Annotated in this window: 11 protein-coding genes; 7 read left to right on the top strand and 4 right to left on the bottom strand. The window is 44.1% G+C overall.

Going from position 1 to position 18,346, the window contains the following annotated elements; all coding sequences use genetic code 11:
- Positions 1-51 precede the first annotated feature (51 nt).
- The 4 genes from ACQY73_RS25175 (at position 52) to ACQY73_RS25190 (ending at position 5,044) form a co-directional block, all read left to right on the top strand.
- The gene (locus tag ACQY73_RS25175; protein WP_428656341.1) at positions 52-297 is read left to right on the top strand and encodes a GlsB/YeaQ/YmgE family stress response membrane protein; all 246 of its coding nucleotides are present in this window, start codon (positions 52-54) and stop codon (positions 295-297) included.
- A 109-nt stretch (positions 298-406) separates the two neighbouring features.
- Positions 407-1,345, top strand: coding sequence for a M20/M25/M40 family metallo-hydrolase (locus ACQY73_RS25180; RefSeq protein ID WP_428656343.1), 939 nt, complete (start codon positions 407-409; stop codon positions 1,343-1,345).
- A 141-nt stretch (positions 1,346-1,486) separates the two neighbouring features.
- Positions 1,487-2,779: a PQQ-dependent sugar dehydrogenase gene (locus ACQY73_RS25185; protein WP_428656344.1), complete on the top strand. Its 1,293-nt coding sequence runs from the start codon at positions 1,487-1,489 to the stop codon at positions 2,777-2,779.
- A gap of 378 nt (positions 2,780-3,157) precedes the next feature.
- Positions 3,158-5,044 (top strand): hypothetical protein, encoded by a 1,887-nt coding sequence (locus ACQY73_RS25190; protein WP_428656347.1) that lies wholly within the window; start codon positions 3,158-3,160, stop codon positions 5,042-5,044.
- A gap of 83 nt (positions 5,045-5,127) precedes the next feature.
- Here ACQY73_RS25190 and ACQY73_RS25195 read toward each other — a convergent pair whose 3' ends face one another.
- Positions 5,128-7,815: an ABC transporter permease gene (locus ACQY73_RS25195; protein WP_428656350.1), complete on the bottom strand. Its 2,688-nt coding sequence runs from the start codon at positions 7,813-7,815 to the stop codon at positions 5,128-5,130.
- Positions 7,816-8,312: 497 nt separating this feature from the next.
- On the opposite strand from ACQY73_RS25195, the gene ACQY73_RS25200 reads away from it, so the two are divergent.
- Together ACQY73_RS25200 and ACQY73_RS25205 are read left to right on the top strand one after the other, a co-directional pair.
- The gene (locus tag ACQY73_RS25200; RefSeq protein ID WP_428656352.1) at positions 8,313-9,761 is read left to right on the top strand and encodes a Gfo/Idh/MocA family protein; all 1,449 of its coding nucleotides are present in this window, start codon (positions 8,313-8,315) and stop codon (positions 9,759-9,761) included.
- 93 nt (positions 9,762-9,854) lie between these two features.
- Positions 9,855-11,465 carry a glycoside hydrolase family 28 protein gene (locus ACQY73_RS25205; protein WP_428656355.1) on the top strand — a complete coding sequence of 537 codons (1,611 nt, stop codon included), beginning with the start codon at positions 9,855-9,857 and terminating at the stop codon, positions 11,463-11,465.
- Positions 11,466-11,624: 159 nt separating this feature from the next.
- Here ACQY73_RS25205 and ACQY73_RS25210 read toward each other — a convergent pair whose 3' ends face one another.
- From ACQY73_RS25210 to ACQY73_RS25220, 3 genes are all read right to left on the bottom strand, one after another.
- A complete protein-coding gene (locus ACQY73_RS25210; RefSeq protein ID WP_428656357.1) occupies positions 11,625-12,659 on the bottom strand; it encodes a hypothetical protein in 1,035 nt (344 codons plus the stop codon).
- A gap of 126 nt (positions 12,660-12,785) precedes the next feature.
- Positions 12,786-15,005 carry a hypothetical protein gene (locus ACQY73_RS25215; protein ID WP_428656359.1) on the bottom strand — a complete coding sequence of 740 codons (2,220 nt, stop codon included), beginning with the start codon at positions 15,003-15,005 and terminating at the stop codon, positions 12,786-12,788.
- A 156-nt stretch (positions 15,006-15,161) separates the two neighbouring features.
- Positions 15,162-17,408, bottom strand: a complete 2,247-nt coding sequence (locus ACQY73_RS25220) for a ligand-binding sensor domain-containing protein (protein ID WP_428656362.1) — start codon at positions 17,406-17,408, stop codon at positions 15,162-15,164.
- Positions 17,409-17,761: 353 nt separating this feature from the next.
- On the opposite strand from ACQY73_RS25220, the gene ACQY73_RS25225 reads away from it, so the two are divergent.
- Positions 17,762-18,304 carry an RNA polymerase sigma factor gene (locus ACQY73_RS25225; protein WP_428656364.1) on the top strand — a complete coding sequence of 181 codons (543 nt, stop codon included), beginning with the start codon at positions 17,762-17,764 and terminating at the stop codon, positions 18,302-18,304.
- Positions 18,305-18,346 lie beyond the last annotated feature (42 nt).

Below are 18,346 nucleotides of genomic sequence, written 5' to 3' on the forward strand. Positions count from 1 at the left end.
TACTCGTCAGTCATAAGGCATTGATGAGTAACCACAAAACCTCTATTTATAATGAATAATTTAGTTTATGTATTGATTATCGGTGCAATTGCGGGTTGGATTGCAGGCGAAATCAAACGTGGTTTCGGCTACGGGTTGTTCGGAAATATCCTCGTAGGTATTCTCGGCGCTTTTGTCGGAAACTGGCTTTTTGCCCAATTAGGTATTTCGTTGGGAGCGGGAATCATCGGCGTAATTCTAACCGCTGTTATCGGTGCTTTAGCTTTACTTTTTGTGGTAGGGCTCGTTAAACGATAGCAAGCAGGAAAGAAAAATTTACAATGCAGATAGCCGGTCATAAGCCGGCTATTTTTGTGTTGGTATGATTTCGGGTTATCTTTACCGGCATTATTTATCCCGTTATTTCATGCGACATTTTCGGCTTTTAGCACTGCTTTTTATTTCTTCTTCCCTTTTTGGACAAAGTATTCAACCCGACGCAAATCGTATTGCTAAGCACATTAATTACCTGGCTTGCGACAAAATGAAAGGGCGCGGAACCGGTAGCAAGGAAAATGCAAAAGCCGCGAAATACATCATTAAAGAATTCAAAAAACTGGATTTGGCACCTTTGGGTACGAACGGGTATCGCCAACCTTTTACGGCCAAAGTACGGCGTATAGTAGTTCCCGACAGTATTCGCCAAGCTGATAACGTCATTGGTTTGTTGGATAACGGCGCTCCGTACACCATCGTGATCGGCGCACATTACGACCATTTGGGAATTGGAAAACAGGGCAGTTCGCGCGATAAAGAACCGCAGGGGAAAATTCACAATGGTGCTGATGATAATGCGTCGGGCGTGGCGGGACTATTGGAATTGGCGCGCTATTATTCAAAAAATAATATCAAAGAGCCATATAATTTCCTGTTCATTGCTTTTGGTGCGGAAGAATTGGGCTTGGTTGGCTCGCGGTATTTTGTGAACAATCCTACGTTGCCTTTGGATAAGATCAATTTCATGAGCAACTTAGATATGATCGGCCGTTACAATGCAGACAGAGGTGTAGGCATCGGTGGGTATGGCACAAGCGACGCATGGCCTGAAGTGTTTAAAGAGGTGAAAGGAAGTGTTAAATTCTTTACCGACCGAGCCGGGAGCGGTGGTGCCGATCATGCGTCTTTTTATGCGAAAAAAGTCCCAGTTTTGTTCTTCCACACCGGCGGTCACGACGACTACCACATGCCAACCGACGACCCCGAAAAGATTGATATTGCCTCAGAAATAGGAATTTTAGAAATTCATATTAAGCTGATTGACAAGGCAATGAAGTTGCCAAAGCTGATGTATACGGAGGTGAAGTAATTTGTCAACATCAGCAGAGTTTAAATGAAATTCGGTAAAGCACTGCCGACGTTAAAATAATCTTCTCATTCCTTTACCTTATAATTCCAACTTAAGTTGCTTTATACTGAAGTAATCTAACAACAACCTCTTTTTACGCTTATGAATCCATTTCTTCGAACACTCTCCGTTGCTTCTGCGCTGGTTGCGGTAAGTGGTTTAGCCGCTTACAAAAGTGACGAAACAACGACTCCCAATGCTGAAAATACCAAGTACGGTGTCACTGCGGCCACTGATCTTAAAATACCTGCGGGCTTTTCTGCTACTATTTTGGCCGAAGATCTGGAAACTCCGCGCCACCTCGCGGTAGGCAAAGGCGGTGATATTTATGTAAAAATAAATAAGTTAAAAGATGGCAAAGCCATTTACCGCCTCCGCGATACCAATGGCGACGGCGTCATTGACGAGAAAACCGGTTTCGGTGACTTCAAAGGCTCGGGTATTTTTATTCGTCAAGGGTATTTGTATGCATCATCCAATACGGGAGTATATCGGTATAAGCTCAATGAAAAAGAGGAAGTTATCGATGTTAATAACCCTGAACAAATTGTAAAGGGTTTGGTAAGCAAAGGTCGTGATGAAGCCAAAAATATTGCAGTAGACAACAACGGCTACATTTATGTAAACGTGGGTTCGTACGATGAAACGTGCAAAGAAGCAGGGACTAACAAAGGAAAAATGCCTTGCCCGCTGTTGGATTCGGTAGGAGGAATTTGGCGCTTTAAAACCGGCCAACTCAATCAACAATATTCCGACGGAACCCGCTACGCCACCGGACTGAAAAATGTGGTAGGATTGGATTGGAACTCAAGCACAAACTCACTCTTCGTGATGATGCACGGACGGGGCAAATTCCATGATGTATTCCCCAATTATTACACGCCCCAAGACAGCGAAAAACTGCCTGCCGAAACTATGTACGAAGTACACGAAGGCGACGATGCCGGCTGGCCGTATGTCTATTATGATCCATTCCAAAAGAAGAAAATTCTTTGCCCCGAATATGGCGGCGACGGTAAAATAACCGGCGGTGAAAAGGCTATCAATCCGGTAGCGGATTTCCCTGCGCACTTTGGGCCTAATGCCGTGCTTTTTTACACAGGGAAAATGTTCCCTGCCAAATACAAAAACGGCGCTTTTATCGCTTTTCACGGTCAATCGCCTGTACTTAAAAAAGGGTATATGGTAGCATTTGTGCCTTTCAAAAACGGCAAACCTTCCGGACCGTGGGAAGTTTTTGCGGATAATTTCGCAGGGACAGACCTTGCAAAGCCCACCGGCCCGATTCAACACCGCCCTACCGGCCTTGCCCAAGGCCCCGACGGTTCGCTTTACGTAACGGATGATCTGAACGGAACGCTGTATCGGATTGCTTACAAGGCTCCTAAGAAGTAGAGATACATTAATGAAAAATGCGCGCGTTATTCAATGATGCGGGCATTTTTTGTGCCTTTGTGTGTATAACCTCTAGGCTAGTTGCCTCGGAGAGGCTCAACCTTTGTAGAAATGATATTTAATGAATTTTGCCAAAATGTCCCATCGGGACTACCTGTTTGTAGAATAAAAAAAGCCTGAAATTGCCCGGCATGCCGTAGGTATGCAACCGTTGGGGTGTACCTACGGCACACTTGGCTTAGCCTGAAGCATATTCTTGGCTACAAACAGGTAACCCCTATGGGGTAAATTTATAAGGGTAAAAATCCTGCAACTTTCAATCTTACTAGCCCAAAATCCCTTTTTATCAGTATTCATTTCAAGAATTACCGGTGAAAAATGATGATAAACAAAGCGTATTGGTACGGAATAGTATTGATTTGTGGAAGTGGAATAGGATTTGCCCAAACAGGCAGTGAGCATGAGCCTGTGCGGTACGTAGGAGGCGAAAGCGTAGACCCGCAGGTGCATGAAGGACGATTGCGGTACGCAATAGGAGTGGAGAGCCGCCAAACGGTGCGGGTCAATCGTACCCATCCGGAACTGGCTGATGGGTTTGGTTGGACGTATAATCATGCCTCTAATCTCTGTTATTGGAACGATACTTTTTATCAACAATACCTCAGCAATCCTGTGGATGAGCACATTGCACCCGGACAAACGTTGATCGTAACGTCCAAAGATGGGCGCGTTTGGGGTAAACCGAAAGTCGTATTTCCGCCCTATGTTGCGCCCAAGGGCGTGAAAATTCCCAAAGGTTCGGATGGATATATGATGCATCAACGCATGGGCTTTTACGTGGCACCAAACGGCAAATTGCTGACATTGGCCTTTTACGGACATACGGAAGACCCTTTTAAAGAAGGCGGTATTGGGCGTGTGGTTCGGGAGGTGTACAAAGACGGAACCTATGGCCCTATTTACTTTATTCGTTACAGCAGTCATCCGGCGGCCAATAAAACGATTTGGAACGAGAAAAACACAAGTTATCCATTCTATCAAAAATCAACCGATAAAGGCTTTGTAGAAGCCTGTACTGCGCTTTTAGCCGATAAACTCATGACGTTACAATGGCGCGAAGAAGACCTTGGTTTGGACGGTTTTTACAAAAATAATCTTGATAAATCGCTTGATATACAGGCCTTATCGTATTATCATCGCAAAGATGGCAAAGTGGTGGCATTGTGGAAACGTTCCAAGGCGGCTTTATCTCCTGACGAAGGAAATACGTTTTCTCAACCCGTTAAAGTACCGACACTGACCATGGCAGGCGGGAAACAATGGGGCCAGCGCACCGACGACGGGCGCTATGCGCTGTGTTATAATCCCATCGAAATGGACGAACACCGCTTTCCGCTCACGATCATTACGAGCGATGATGGCGCGGTGTTTGACAATATGTTGCTTGTGCAGGGAGAAGTGCCGCCGCGTCGGTTTTTTGGGCGTTGGAAAGATTTTGGGCCGTGTTACATGCGTGGCATTGAAGAAGGCAACGGCAATCCGCCCGGCAGTGACATGTGGCTGTCGTACAGCATGAATAAAGAGGATATTTGGCTGAGTCGTATTCCGACGCCCGTTCGGTACGAAGTCAAAGGAAACGTAAGCGATAATTTTGACGCGCTTGACCTCAATGGAAATATCAGCGATTGGAACGTATATGCACCACAGTGGGCACCCGTTACGGTAGTAAATACGCCTAAATCAACGGGCAAATGCATTGAATTGACCGATAAAGACCCTTACGATTACGCCCGAGCTATCCGTGTATTTGAAGAGGGAAATAAAATAGAATGTTCGTTGAAAGTTCAGCCTTCACAAAACCAAACGGGTTTGCTGGAAATAGATATCACTGACCGCTACGGAAACCGCCCCGTTCGGCTGCGTTTTGACGGGAAAGGAAATATTGTCGTAACCGACGGAGGCGCTGAGAAAATAGTGCAAACCTATCAATCGGAGCAGTGGTATGAATTAACTTTTACGGTCAATGCGCAGTTAACGGGCAATTTTGATCTGTCTATTAATGGCAAAAAAGTGATTCAGGGAGCCGCGTTAGCTGAAGCTGTTAAGTCGGTGGAACGGTTATCGCTGCGCACGGGCCCTTACCGCAATTTACCCAACCGTAAAACGCCTAATGAAGATCTGCATCCACCTCTTGCCGGTGCGGATGAAATGGTAACACCGGCGGTTTTTTATGTGGATGATGTTTCGATAAAACCAATAAAATAAAAGCGAATAAGTTAACGTCGGCAAGGTTTTGAACCTTGCCGACGTTGTCTGGGACGCCTTCTTGCCGACGTTGGAATGGACTGTTATTCAGACTTTAACGATTTTATCGGATTCACCAAGGCGGCTTTGACGGTTTGGAAACTGACCGTTGCCAACGCGATCAGGATAGAAACCAACCCAACCATTAGGAAGACCCACACGCTGATTTCCACGCGTTCCGGATAACTGTCGAGCCACGATTTCATGCCAAACCATGCCAGCGGAATGGCAATGGTTAAGGCAATCAGCACCAATTTGACAAAATCCTGCGAGAGCACCATGATGAGGTTGGGAATGCCTGCGCCCATCACTTTCCGAATTCCAATTTCTTTGGTACGCTGCTCAATGACCATCAATGCCACGGCAAACAGACCCAAACAGGACAGCAAAATGGCAATGCCGGCAGAAAGGCCGGTGATCCGTGAGAGCATTTCTTCATCTTGGTACCAATTATCAATGTTTTCATTCAGAAATGATCCAATGAATTCAGACTGCGGAGCCACCTCTTTCCAGACCTTTTTCAGGCGATCCATTGAATTGGCTGAACTTGAAGGCGCAACGCGCACAAAAAGATAACGAATAGCCTCGGTCGACGAAAGATGTATCGAAATGGGACGTTTTTCACTGGCAATGGAATATAAATGAAAATCAGGTACAACACCGATGATTTGCGACTTGGTATTTGAGCTATCGCTGTCGTCACCAAACAATAAACCTACCGGATTGGCTTCGCCCATTGCTTTGGCCATGCTTTCCGTGATCATGATCCGATTTACGGAATCAGACGAATACGCGCGACTGAATTCCCGACCCGCTGTGGGCTTAATATTCAGCGTTTTGAAATAGTCATAATCGACCAATAGCCAATCCGTTTCAACTTTTCGTCCTTTATAGGTAAAGCCAACCGTAGATCGTGAAGTGACACGGTCTTTTCCGCGTCCCAGATTGACGCCGGTACCCGTTATGGAAAGTATTGAAGGGTCATTCGCCAACTTATTGCGCAGGCGCCCGAGAACCTGGCGACCATTTACCTGATTGCCTACCGGAATACTGATAACTTGTTCTTTGTCAAAACCAAGAGGTCTTGTTCGAAGAAAATCTACCTGTTGTGAGGCAATGATGGTGCAGCAGGCCAATAAACTTGACATAGAAAACTGCGTAACAATGAGCGAGTTGCGTAAGATTCCGGGACGTTTTATGGAAACTTTCCCTTTCAAAACCTCCACCGGATTGAAGCGGGTCATTTGCCATGCAGGATAGCCTCCCGCCAATAAAGTAACGACGACAAACAAGCCTGCTATCATCGCAATGAATCCCGGTTGAAATAGGTGATCAAGGGTAAGACGAGCGTCAAATCGTGCATTAAATTCGGGTAAAAGTGCGTAGGCCAATGTCAAACCAACCGCAAAACTGACAAAGCAGATCATCGTAGATTCACTCCATATCTGAACAAAAAGCTGATTTTTGAGCGCTCCCAACGACTTGCGTACGCCTACTTCTTTGGCGCGGGTGAATGAACGGGCAATGCTTAAATTAATAAAGTTGATACACGCGATCAACAGAATAAAAAAACCAATACCCAACAGTGTATACACAATGGCGATCGGCGCACCTTTTCCGGATATTTCACGGTCAAAATGTACTTTGGAAAGTTGCTGTAATCGTACCGTAAATACATCCCCTAGGGCGTCGGGCTTGGCTCCCTTTTTGGTAAGCTCTTCGAGTGTAGCGGGAAGATATTTTTTGGCAAACGGTTTCAGTCGATTTTCAAAAGCGGCTTGATTTACGTGTGGCGGCAATTTTACGAAGACCGAGTGAGAAAAGTTATCCCAACGATCTTTTCCATGTTGGTAATTGGGCAAATTTTCAATGCGAACCAACGCATCATATTGCACGGTTGAATTGTGAGGAGCATCGCTTACCACGCCGGTTACAATGTATTGCTTTCGATCACTTTCGTTTCCAAGAAAAACTATTTTTCCCATTGGGTCCTGTGTGCCAAATGCCGCTTTAGCCATGTTTTCGCTGAGCACAATATTGTTTATGTCACGCAGGGCCGTTTCGCGATTGCCTTTAAGAAGCGGAAACGAAAATATCTTGAAGAAATCTTCATCGGTCATGGTGGCCAATTTGTCAAAATAGTTTCCATTTACTTCGATCAAACTCTTTCTTCCGTTCATGACGCGGGCAGTGGCCAGTTCCGGGAAATCGGCCTTTAAGGCAGGTCCCAAGGGCAAGGGCATTGCACCGCTTTTTGTTGCTTTTTCAGGATCGTTGGTAAAAAAGTAGGTTTGAAAAATTCGGTCGCCGTCGGCGTGAAACGAATCAAACGTCAGTTGTAAATAAGCGGTCAGGAAGAGAAATACACAAATACAGAACGCCACCGAAAGACCGACTACATTGATGGCCGCGTAGCCTTTGCTTTTCCAAAGGTTGCGAAAGGCAATTTTGAAGTAATTACGTAGCATGTTAACAGATAGTAAAGAGGAAGATGAATAATCGGAAGGTTTACGTTTTAAAACAGAGGGGCGCATATAGGTCATTATATCTCGCCAATATAGATTCCGTGCCCTGCGTTCACCCAATCGCCGGACCCTTTTTTGATAGCGTTCGTGTAAATCGCCCATTACCTCCTCGCGCAGATGTGGAGCACAGCACCATTCCATCCATTTATCAAGCCACTTTGGCGGGGTAGCCGGTTTTTGTGACGGATCAGACTCGTTGCGTTTCATATCACTCGTTAGCTTGAATGAATTTCAGGACAGGCAGTTTTAAGCGATTCAAATCACGATGTCGTATTCGTTGACATTGGAATTTTCAGGCTGTACTTATTTTATCTATTTCTGTATATAAAATACCTTGCCAAACTTGCAATACTGCTTTTTTGAGCCGCAATGGCCTGTTTTTATTGCTATGGCAAATTATCTCTGTCCAAAAACGGACAAAAGTTGTACGTGTATGGACAGGTAGACGTAGGGGCAGGCTTTACGTCTGCCCTCTTCACGTTTGCCTTTTTTTGATTGCCGTTTAACTTTGTCTTTTTTGCTTCTGCTCGTTGCAATCTGTAGAACATGCCAACCGGGGCAGACGTAAAGCCTGCCCCTACAAATTCAGGGGTTGTTTCAGCCAATAATTTTTCAGGTAAAAAATAGGTACGATTATCTTGTAATTCAGTAGTATACAACAGGTCAATGTGTACACCTAAATCCTCAAAACATTATTCGTTATCATGGAAGAAAAAAAGATCAAACTTGATTCCAAGAGCCGCCGAGATTTTATAAAAGCCTCTTCGGTGGCAGCAACATCGTTCTTTATTGTTCCGCGCCACGTACTTGGCAAAGGCTTCATTGCGCCGAGCGACAAACTCAACATTGCCGGCATTGGGGTTGGCGGTAAAGGCAAAAGCGATCTGGCGTCATTTTCGGCAAGCCCGAATGTTAACATCGTTGCCCTTTGCGATGTAGACGACCGTCAGGCGGTGGATTCGCGGACGAAATTCCCGAAAGCAACCTACTACAAAGACTTTCGGGAAATGTTGGCCAAAGAACAGAAAAACATTGACGCCTGCTCAATTTCAACGCCCGACAATACCCACGCCGTAGCTACATTGGCGGCAATGCAATTGGGCAAACACGTTTATACCCAAAAACCCCTAACGCACGATATTTACGAAGCGCGTATCTTGGGGCAGGCTGCTAAAAAATACAAAGTGATCACCCAAATGGGAAATCAGGGCGGCTCAGGCAACGGCGTGCGTCGAATGAAAGAAATCTACGATTCGGGCATTATCGGCGATGTACATAAAGTATTGGCCTGGACCAACCGCCCGGTATGGCCGCAAGCTATGCCAACGGATAAAACCTACGATATTCCCAAAGAATTGGACTTTGATCTGTGGCTGGGGCCTGCCAAAAAAGTACCCTATAACGAAGCTTATTTACCTTGGAACTGGCGTGGTTGGTGGCCGTACGGTACGGGTGCCTTGGGTGATATGGCTTGCCATATCATGGACCCGATTTATCGAATTTTGCCGATCGATTATCCTACTTCTGTAGAATGTAGTGTGGCGGGAACGTGGACGTTTACGTTGCGTCCACAAGACGATAACCCGGATTGGACGCCGTTTTCGACCTCTATCCACTTGGATTATCCCCGTAAAGACAACAAAGGCAACATCAAAGTAAGTTGGTACGACGGCGGTATTTTGCCCGAACTTCCCGAAGAGTTATTGCCGGGCGAAAGTTTCGGTAATTCCGACGGCGGTGTATTGTTCATTGGCTCGAAAGGAAAATTGATGGCCGACTGTTACGGTGCCAAGCCTCGTTTGTTGCCATTGAAAGCCAACGAAACACTCAATATTCCCGAAACCATTGCCCGCGTTCCCGACGAAAACCACTATTTACAGTGGGTTAATGCCTGTATTGCCGGCTATGGCAAAGGCGTAACGAGCTCACCGTTTGAATATGCAGCGCCGTTTACGGAAAGTATTTTGATCGGTAATTTGGCTCTGCGCAGTTGGATGCTTCGCGACAACCCAACCGCAAAACGTTCCTCAGATCGTTACAACGGTCGGAAGAAGTTGTATTACGACGCACCGAATATGAAAATTACAAACTACGATTTAGCCAATCAGTTCGTGAAACGCGAATACCGCGACGGTTGGAATTTGACGTTGTAATGATTCCTTTTGAAACTTAACAGGCTTGAGGTGTTTAAAGGTATTCAATTGAATATGAATCACTTTTAAGCATTTCAAGCCTTTAATTTATCTATGCATAAGTACTTTTTTCTTTTTATTATTTGTTTACAATTGCCCCTATACGCTCAGGACAGCGTTTTTTTTAACGTTAAAAATTACGGAGCCAAAGGAGATGGCCATACCTTAGATACTAAAGCTATTCAAAAAGCGGTAGATGTGTGTGCCGCAAAAGGTGGAGGTACGGTTTTTTTTCCAAAGGGTCAATACATTACGGCGACAGTTTTTTTGCAGGACAATATCACGTTGGATATTTCCGGAGGGGCAACAATTCTTGGCGATACTGCCATCAAAAACTACCCCGTTATTACACCCAAAATCCCTTATTACAGCAGTGAAAATATCCATTTTTCGCTTTTTTATGCCGAAGGGAAAAAGAATATAGCATTGAAGGGTAACGGAACGATAGACGGAAGAGGCAGTCATTTTAAAGATACATCTCCCTTCTTTCCTAAAAATTATAACGCGCGACCCTTCCTTTTTTGGTTTGTACAGGTAAAAAACCTTTCAGTCAAAGACCTCCGTCTCCAAAATTCGGGTTTTTGGATGCAACATTATCTCAATTGCGAAGATGTGCTGATTGATGGGATCAATGTCTTTAATCACAGCAACAAAAACAACGATATGATGGACATCGACGGATGTAAAAACGTTCGGATCGTCAATTGTGTCGGTGATAGCGACGACGATGGGATTACCCTCAAAAGTATGAATGAGTATCCGGTTGAAAATGTTGTCATCAGCAATTGTATTGTCAGCAGTCATTGCAATGCCATCAAATGCGGTACTGAGTCGTCGGGCGGTTTTAAGAATATCACTATTACCAATTGTATTGTAAAGCCATCAGTTGTGTCAGATAAAGCGATCTATGGAAACCCTCAGGGTAACAGCGGTATTACGCTCGCCTCCGTCGATGGGGGGCAATTGGAGGGAGTCATGATTGATAATATACGTATTTCAGGCCCCCAAACCCCCATTTTTCTTCGCCTCGGAAACCGGGCAAGGCCGTATAAGAAGGAACAGGGAATAGTGCCTGTCGGTACCTTGCGGAACGTTCAGATTTCAAATATCTCGGCTACGGGAGCCTCAAAACTTGGCTGTTTATTGGCGGGTTTGCCGGGGCATGAACTTGAAAATATACACTTATCCAATATTTCCATCACGTTTTCCGGGGGCGGAACGATTGAAGATGCCCAAAAGAAATTGCCTGAGAATGAGAAGAAATACCCTGATGCTGAACAGTTTGGTATCAATAATGCCTATGGTTTTCAGATAAGACATGCCCGTAATTTTTCCCTGCAAAATGTGCGTTTGTACTACAGCAATCCCGAAGACCGCCCTGCCATTGTGCTTGATGATGTTGATAACACCTGTATTGCCGGGGTTTCGGCTACGGTGTCAGCTCAGAGCGAGGCATTTATCAACGTAAGAGGTAGCAAAGCGGTTAAAATTGCGGATTGCACACCACTGCTCCAAGCTCCCGGCAAAGCATTTTTGAAATTTGAGGCAATCGCTGAAACTGATATTGTCCTTTCGGGCAATGATTTACGCGATTTTTCTAAAATAATTGAGGCCAAAAATGAATCTGTTAACAAAGTGGTTTTGGTAGGAAATGTGGAGAAATAGGTGAGAATCTTCAACTAATTACAGCTGATAATATAAGCATTTATACCTTTCTCATTTGCAAGGCGTTTGCCTTTGCGGAGGTTTCCTGCCTGCAAACTATTTTAAAAAAGATGTAATTGGCAGGGAAAGTTCTGTTAACCGGTGAAATGATTTAAAAAATTAAAACTTTCTCGGTTTAACTGACTTTTGATGAATAAAAAACGCATTTCGAACAATAACACTATTTTTCGCATCCTCTTTTTCAAAGTCACACTTTAGAAAACCGCCATAAGAATATGGACAAGACAATTCATCCCCTTTAATTACATATCCTGTAGTTTTTTTATTAAAAGAAGGAGACGAGTAAATTTCAGCTTTTGACTCTGTGACTAAATAGAAATTAGTGGTTTCTTTTTTTACAAATACTTCAATGAGGTCTTTCTTGTTTAAAAAGCCTTGTGTTCCTCTACTTTTATTAATGAATTCGCATCCACAAAAATCTTTAATCTCATATTCGCATTCAATAAAATCACCTTGGATTAGATAGTTATTTGTTGAGTTATTAATATTGTCCGAAGCTTTAAAATATGTTTTAGGTGAAATTACTTTAAAATATTTGTTTACCCTTATTTGCTGGATTATTTCCCAAGTGCCTCCTGTTGACTCATTTATAAAAATAGGGTTTTTAAAATAGTTAGATTCAAAATTCCAGGAGCCGTTTGCGCCCGGTGAAATTCCGTCCGGATCAAGGCCATCATACCAGTAGAAACCTAAAGATCTGACTTCCCATTTTTGAAATTCTTTGTTATAGTAAATAGTTGTATGGTGCTCTCCCTTTTGTCTTGAGCCATAATGGGCTGTAAAACTAATAGACTTATCTTCGTTAATTTCAATTTCTCCTATACTGCTTGCGCCACCTCCACAGGATCGACATTGGGCAAGCATGTTATTTTTAAATAATTTCTTGTATAGGCCATTATTATTTAATTGAATAATATAAAATACAACAGAGCCTTCACTGTCTTGATTAAGTGTATCTTCCGTTAGCAATATATTTTCAGCAATACCGTCGAAATTAGTATCATCGACCAAATGTTGAATAATCTTACATCCGGATTTAAAATCTTTATCATTATATCTTAACCAATGTTCTAATTGCAGGCCTTGGGAATATGTATTGAAAGCTATAAATACAAGAAGAAAGGTGTATTTCATAGAAAAGTAAATTTTGTTCGGCTTATTTTTCTATGTTCGACGCTTTCAATCAGGAAAAGTAACAAAAGAGGGTTGCAATGGCTTACATATTATGCCATTGCAACCCTCTTCAGAAATTAATTAATTCTACTTCTTCGGGGCGCTGATGACGTTCAAATAGCGGCCCATCCAATAAGGCAACAGCCAAATATCTCCTGCGCTGTGTTCGGAAGTGCCATTGCTGCCGGTGCGGTCGAGTTGGAACATATTGCCGTTGTGGCGCTGCACGGGACGCTCATCGGGAGGCAGTACTTCTTTCAGCGTTTGACCACGGAAATTGGGCGCTAATTTTTCAACATCTTTGCGGTGACTGTTGGAAATTGCCCAATCAATAAGGTCAAGCGGATGCTCTTTTAAGTACCAAACGGCTTCGTTGAGATCAAATTCTGAGTTGCCCGTCAACGCTGTAAATATATTCCAAGCCCCTTCTTTTTCCGGACGTTCGATCTGCCAGTGATCAATAATGGCTTCTTTGTATTTAGCTTTGAGCGTGTCGTTGAACGCGTAACGATATAATCCCCAGTAACTTATGAAATACATTTCATCGTCGGAGTGATTCCAGCCGTCGGAAAGTTCTTTGCTGAGTGCATCCGCTTCACCGGGAGCAGGGCCGATCTCTTTCATGGGGCGCATCAGGTTTTCCAAATAGCCGTGTTTCTGCATCAGCTCAAACGCCTTTTCCTTGTAGATTTCTTTATTGGTAAAATGATAAGCCGTTTGCAACATCGCCATGAGGTTGGAAGAGGTGATTTTGCGGTCACCTACATTTTTTGGAAAAGCATTGACATACTCCGGACTCCAACGTCCCCAAGTAGTGGGCTTGCCATCGTAGTCGATCAGGTAATAATTATTCTTTACGATGTGGCCCATTAGGGTGTCGATCAATGCAATGGCGCGGCTTTTCATGGTTGGATCGTCGATAAGTTCGGCCATGGCTCCGAAGGCAAAAATATGCCCTACGGCTTCGTCACTGCTGGTGGTTGATTTCCAATCCCAGTTGCGATCAGGGGCGTGTTGCCAACGGTCAGGATCGGCAAGTTGGGAAATATAACCCGCCCGCTCAAACGAACGAGCCGGAAAACCGGGAACGGGATTGATAGTATACAAACGTTCCATTGCATCCAACGCTTCGCGGCAATTTTGAAGCGCATCTTCTTCTTTGGTTACGGCATAGCGGAAGATTTCTCCGCCCAAATACATCGAAGTCCATAGACCATCGTTGTCCGAATCAGCTAAATAACCGGAAGCAATGTTGCCTTTTTCCATGTTATCCAACGAAGCATTGAAGCCATTACGGATGTGGCGGCTGCGCACTTGTTCTTCATAATACATTGCTTTTTCCTGCAATGTCATTTCTTTGAAACAGATCTGACCCAAACCTGCCGTTGTAAGCACTAATACGGATTTATTGGGCCCTTCGGAAAGATGAACGACACCATTGCTTGGCAACCAGCGTTCTCCGTTGTAATAATCAAACTTGCCGTCAGAGCGCAGGGCAAATGCACCGTTGGTAGTACCAAACCATACTTTATCGCCGATGGCGTCAACGGCGGTGATTTCGGTCCAGGGAAGTTTTTTGTGGATTTCTCCTACCTGTTTTTTTGTGGTAACATCCCATTCAATATACCCATCCGGTGTACCGATAAACAACTTTTTAGCGTCGTCGGTAATATCAAAGGACGTGAATCCTGTTCCTTGAAAAACGCTTGTTAATTTATTATCGGATAAGGTATGCAATGATTTTTTGCCCAAAATCCAGAACGTAGCGGCGTCAGATTGATAGCGGATCGAGATCACTTCGTCGCCGCCAAGATCACCTTTCCACAGCGAAGTTGAATCTTTGATAAGTTCCAATGATTTTCCGTCGGAAACTAAAAAAGTAAAATCTTTCCCTGCGGTGAAAAGATGAGCGGCAGGAAGTTGATGTTTGGAGAACAATTTACCGGCCCATGCATTGCTCAAGACGGTTTTATCATCCAAAAAAACGAATTGGTTTTCAAGAACCCCTAAACCTGCAATTTTTTTATCTTTTAGCGGGCGATAAGTGCCGTCGGCCTGCAGTTTTCCGTGGTATAAAAATTGCCCGTCGTAGGGTTGAAACAACCCCGCACTTGACAGAATTTTAACAACGCCGTTGCGGTCACTGAAGGCCGAGATCAACGTACCATTGGCAGGTTCAGCATAATATTTGATGCTGTAATCCTGCAGAAAGGGAACATCTTCGTAAACAGGTTGGGTCGTAGATTTTTTGCTGCATGAAATAAATAATCCAACGCAAAACAGTAAGAGCAAAGGGATTGAACGCATGAGGAAAAATTTATGATTATTGATTGAATGCTTGTGTTTAGAGAAAAATATAAAGAAACGAGTTATTCAGTTTGAAATGTCTTCGGTTATGAGTAACCGAAGACACTATGCACGATTTGGGTACCCTTTCGGTTGTGAGCAACCAAAGGCACTTCATTAGCGAATCATGCCCAAGTAGCGACCCATCCAGTAGGGTAATTGCCAGAAAACAGGCTCTCGTTCGCGGTGAGGATCACCTCCGGCGGCAGTCCAGGGATTTTTGTCCCAACGAACAGTCATTCGGAGGCTGGCGGGTTGAAGAATATTGACTTGTTCGTCTTCCAACACAGGCTCGCGCACTATCTTCAGGTCTTCGCGTTTGGTATGATCAATGGGCCAATCAATGAGATCAAGCGGTGTATCCACCAGAAAATCAACCGAATTGGCGAGTTCTGCCTTTTTGTTTCTTGAATAGCAATAAATAAAATTGATGAGCGGGTTATGGTCGCCTTTACGCTTTTCAAACCATTCATCCATGTGTTTTTGATAGAAGGCCAATCGTTGAGGGTCTTTCTCGCATTTCAAAAAGATCGGATACATATACGCCTGCAACATCACGTCGAAATAGATAAACCACGCAGGGTTTTGGTGAACAACCTGCGCCATGTTTTCCAGATAATGCTCCTTTTCGATCAGGCGAAGGTATTCGCGTTGGTATTTTTCGTCGTTGGTTACGTAGTGCGCCAGTTTTAGATAACCCAACAATTCCATTGAGTTTTGAAATTTGTCGGGTGCCCACTCAGGGTCACGGTTGATCTGGTCAGGCGACCATACCGACCAGCGGGTAGCTTTGCCGTCAACATCTATAAAATTGTAATTGTGTTTAATGAGGTAATCCACGATTCGCGCTATATGCTTCCGAACTATGGCTTTTTCGGCTTCGTCGGCAACCAATTCGTAATAAAAATAATAGCCGAACATGTGTCCGCACATTTCATCGCTGCTGGTGTCGCCTTTCCAGAGCCATTTGCCGTCTTTGGATTTTCGCCAACGAACCTCAACGGGTTTGAAGCGCGGTTCTTTGACCAATTCATCGGCAAGTTCGGTGAGGGTAAACGTGCGATTTTCATCGTGAAGTTCATGTTTCCAGTCGATAGGAACAATCGTTCGTGCAAAAAAGCCTTCCGTATCAGTTACCTCCTGTAGCAGTTTCAGAAAACCGAACGCTTTTTTTGCATTTTCCCTGGCATCCGGGCTTTTGGTGGCGGCATAACGAAACGCTTCCATTGCCAAATAATTCCCCGTATATTCTCCGTCATTATCATCGTCTTCGGGTTGCCAAGTGGTCAGATCACCCGCTTTTTCCAACCGGCATTGCCCCGCGATCCACGGCGTTCGGATATGGCGTTTAAGCAGTACGTCATGGAAATAATCATTTTTTTGCGCCAACGTCATTTTCTGACGCTTGATCATACTTACTCCTCTTTTGGTGGCTATCCATGCGTTGCCGTTGGAGTCAAAATCAATGTCTAAAACGTGATCATTCAGCAGCCATCGGCGCGTGAAACGTAACGAATGAGTGCCATCGGTATAATACCGAACAACGCCTTCTTCGGTGCCTACCCATACCGTGCCATCAGGGGCGGTTTTGGCGCAGGTGACATACACCGTCGGCAAACCTTGAGCAGTAGTGATGGTGCGTTCCTTCTTTCCATGTTGCAAAATGGTTACTCCACCTAAACCGCCTGCCCAAAGCTTATTTTGTGAGTCGAGCGTTATACCTTTTATATATGCGCTCAAAACTTCATTTTTGTTCCTGAAAACAGTGCTTTTTCCTACCTTATTAATAGTATACAATCCGACGTCACTTGCCAGCCACAAATCGCCCTTAGAATCGACAGTGACATCACGTACCGAACGGGGTATTTCGTAGTCTTTTTTAACAAACTGCCGACCGTCAAAAAACCAAATACCTTTGGGACCAACGGCCGTCATTCCTTCCGGGGTTGCGCACAGGGCAGAGATGGGAGCAGTCACTCCCGGGATGCGTTCAAGCTTCGTGCCGGTAGCCCGATATACGCCGTCCCAAGTACCGAGCCATGCATTATTTTTATGGTCAATTGCTACCGAAAAGGCCGGCCCGCTACCACCTTCGGTCGGGAGTGCGGTCCATGAAGATTGATTTTCTTTTTTTATGAACACCCCGGCCGCCGTGGCTATCCAGATAGTTAAATTTTTGTCAACGGCAATACTTCTCACTTCATTGGGAGCGGAAGCAGTCGCATGAACAGGATAAGCTTCGTGCGTTTCCTGCCAAAATTGTGTATCTTGGTATGAACTCAGGGACTGATTCTGTCCGTCAATGTTGCCCGAAAAGAGTAAAAACAGGAAAGAGAAGTAGGCACTTTTGGGAAAAGATTTCATTTTTCTGCGTGGTGTCTTGCAGAGATAATACTACGTTCCGAAGAGGGTAGGCTATTGAGAAATTGTCAATTTTAGCGAATAGAGCATTTTCTGCGTTTTTGGGCGATAGATGCAAGGACGAAAGCCGGAAATATGAACAAATTGTTATGGCTAAATAATAGTTTTACAATGGTTTATAGGCTTTTATTAAGGGAATGATATGTCTTTGATAATTTGCGCAAATTGAGGATATATTTACGCAATTTGAGATGGTTTCTCGAAAATAAGGATGTAATTTTACTTTCACAATTCTAAGATTTATTAGTCCTTTTACAACCTATACCCAGTTCTAACCTTTCCCTAAAAAATACACCATGGCCTGTATCAGCGAATATACCCTGCGTAAAGTAATCCAAGGTGATCAGACAGCCTTTGCGGAGTTATATAACCACTACAAAACACCTGCCATTAAATTCTGTGTTTCTCTCGTGAAAGACGAAGAAGAGGCAGAAAACATGTTACATGAAGTATTTATAAAGATTTGGGAAAAAAGAACCCAAATAAATCCTGAACTCAATTTCAACTCCTATTTGTTTACCTGTTTGCGAAATCTGGCTTTTGATTATTTCAAAAAAATGGAAAAAAGCCATTTTATCAGACAGCAATACATGGAACGAATGGAGGACAGACACAGCGACGAAATTGAAACCGAAGAAGCAAAGATCGTACGTCTTCGTACCGCCATTGATTCTCTGTCTGAAAAACGAAAAATCATTCTGAAACTTAACGTGGAAGAAGGTAAATCGTATCAGGAAATTGCGGAATTGATGCGGATATCAAAGAATACCGTTAAAAATCAATTGGTCAAAGCCAAACAATTCCTGCGTGAAAGAGTAGACATGGCTGCTGTATTGTAATCCTGCCTGTAGGTTTCATGATTTAATTTGCCCCCGGCTGTT

The organism is Runella sp. (assembly GCF_965279615.1).
GTDB lineage: Bacteria > Bacteroidota > Bacteroidia > Cytophagales > Spirosomataceae > Runella.

Coding starts and splice junctions, on each gene's coding strand:
- ACQY73_RS25205 (WP_428656355.1), top strand. CDS start 9,855: ATGCATAAGTACTTTTTTCTTTTTATTATTTGTTTACAATTGCCCCTA.
- ACQY73_RS25215 (WP_428656359.1), bottom strand. CDS start 15,005: ATGCGTTCAATCCCTTTGCTCTTACTGTTTTGCGTTGGATTATTTATT.
- ACQY73_RS25180 (WP_428656343.1), top strand. CDS start 407: ATGCGACATTTTCGGCTTTTAGCACTGCTTTTTATTTCTTCTTCCCTT.
- ACQY73_RS25175 (WP_428656341.1), top strand. CDS start 52: ATGAATAATTTAGTTTATGTATTGATTATCGGTGCAATTGCGGGTTGG.
- ACQY73_RS25185 (WP_428656344.1), top strand. CDS start 1,487: ATGAATCCATTTCTTCGAACACTCTCCGTTGCTTCTGCGCTGGTTGCG.
- ACQY73_RS25200 (WP_428656352.1), top strand. CDS start 8,313: ATGGAAGAAAAAAAGATCAAACTTGATTCCAAGAGCCGCCGAGATTTT.
- ACQY73_RS25190 (WP_428656347.1), top strand. CDS start 3,158: ATGATGATAAACAAAGCGTATTGGTACGGAATAGTATTGATTTGTGGA.
- ACQY73_RS25195 (WP_428656350.1), bottom strand. CDS start 7,815: ATGAAACGCAACGAGTCTGATCCGTCACAAAAACCGGCTACCCCGCCA.
- ACQY73_RS25225 (WP_428656364.1), top strand. CDS start 17,762: ATGGCCTGTATCAGCGAATATACCCTGCGTAAAGTAATCCAAGGTGAT.
- ACQY73_RS25220 (WP_428656362.1), bottom strand. CDS start 17,408: ATGAAATCTTTTCCCAAAAGTGCCTACTTCTCTTTCCTGTTTTTACTC.
- ACQY73_RS25210 (WP_428656357.1), bottom strand. CDS start 12,659: ATGAAATACACCTTTCTTCTTGTATTTATAGCTTTCAATACATATTCC.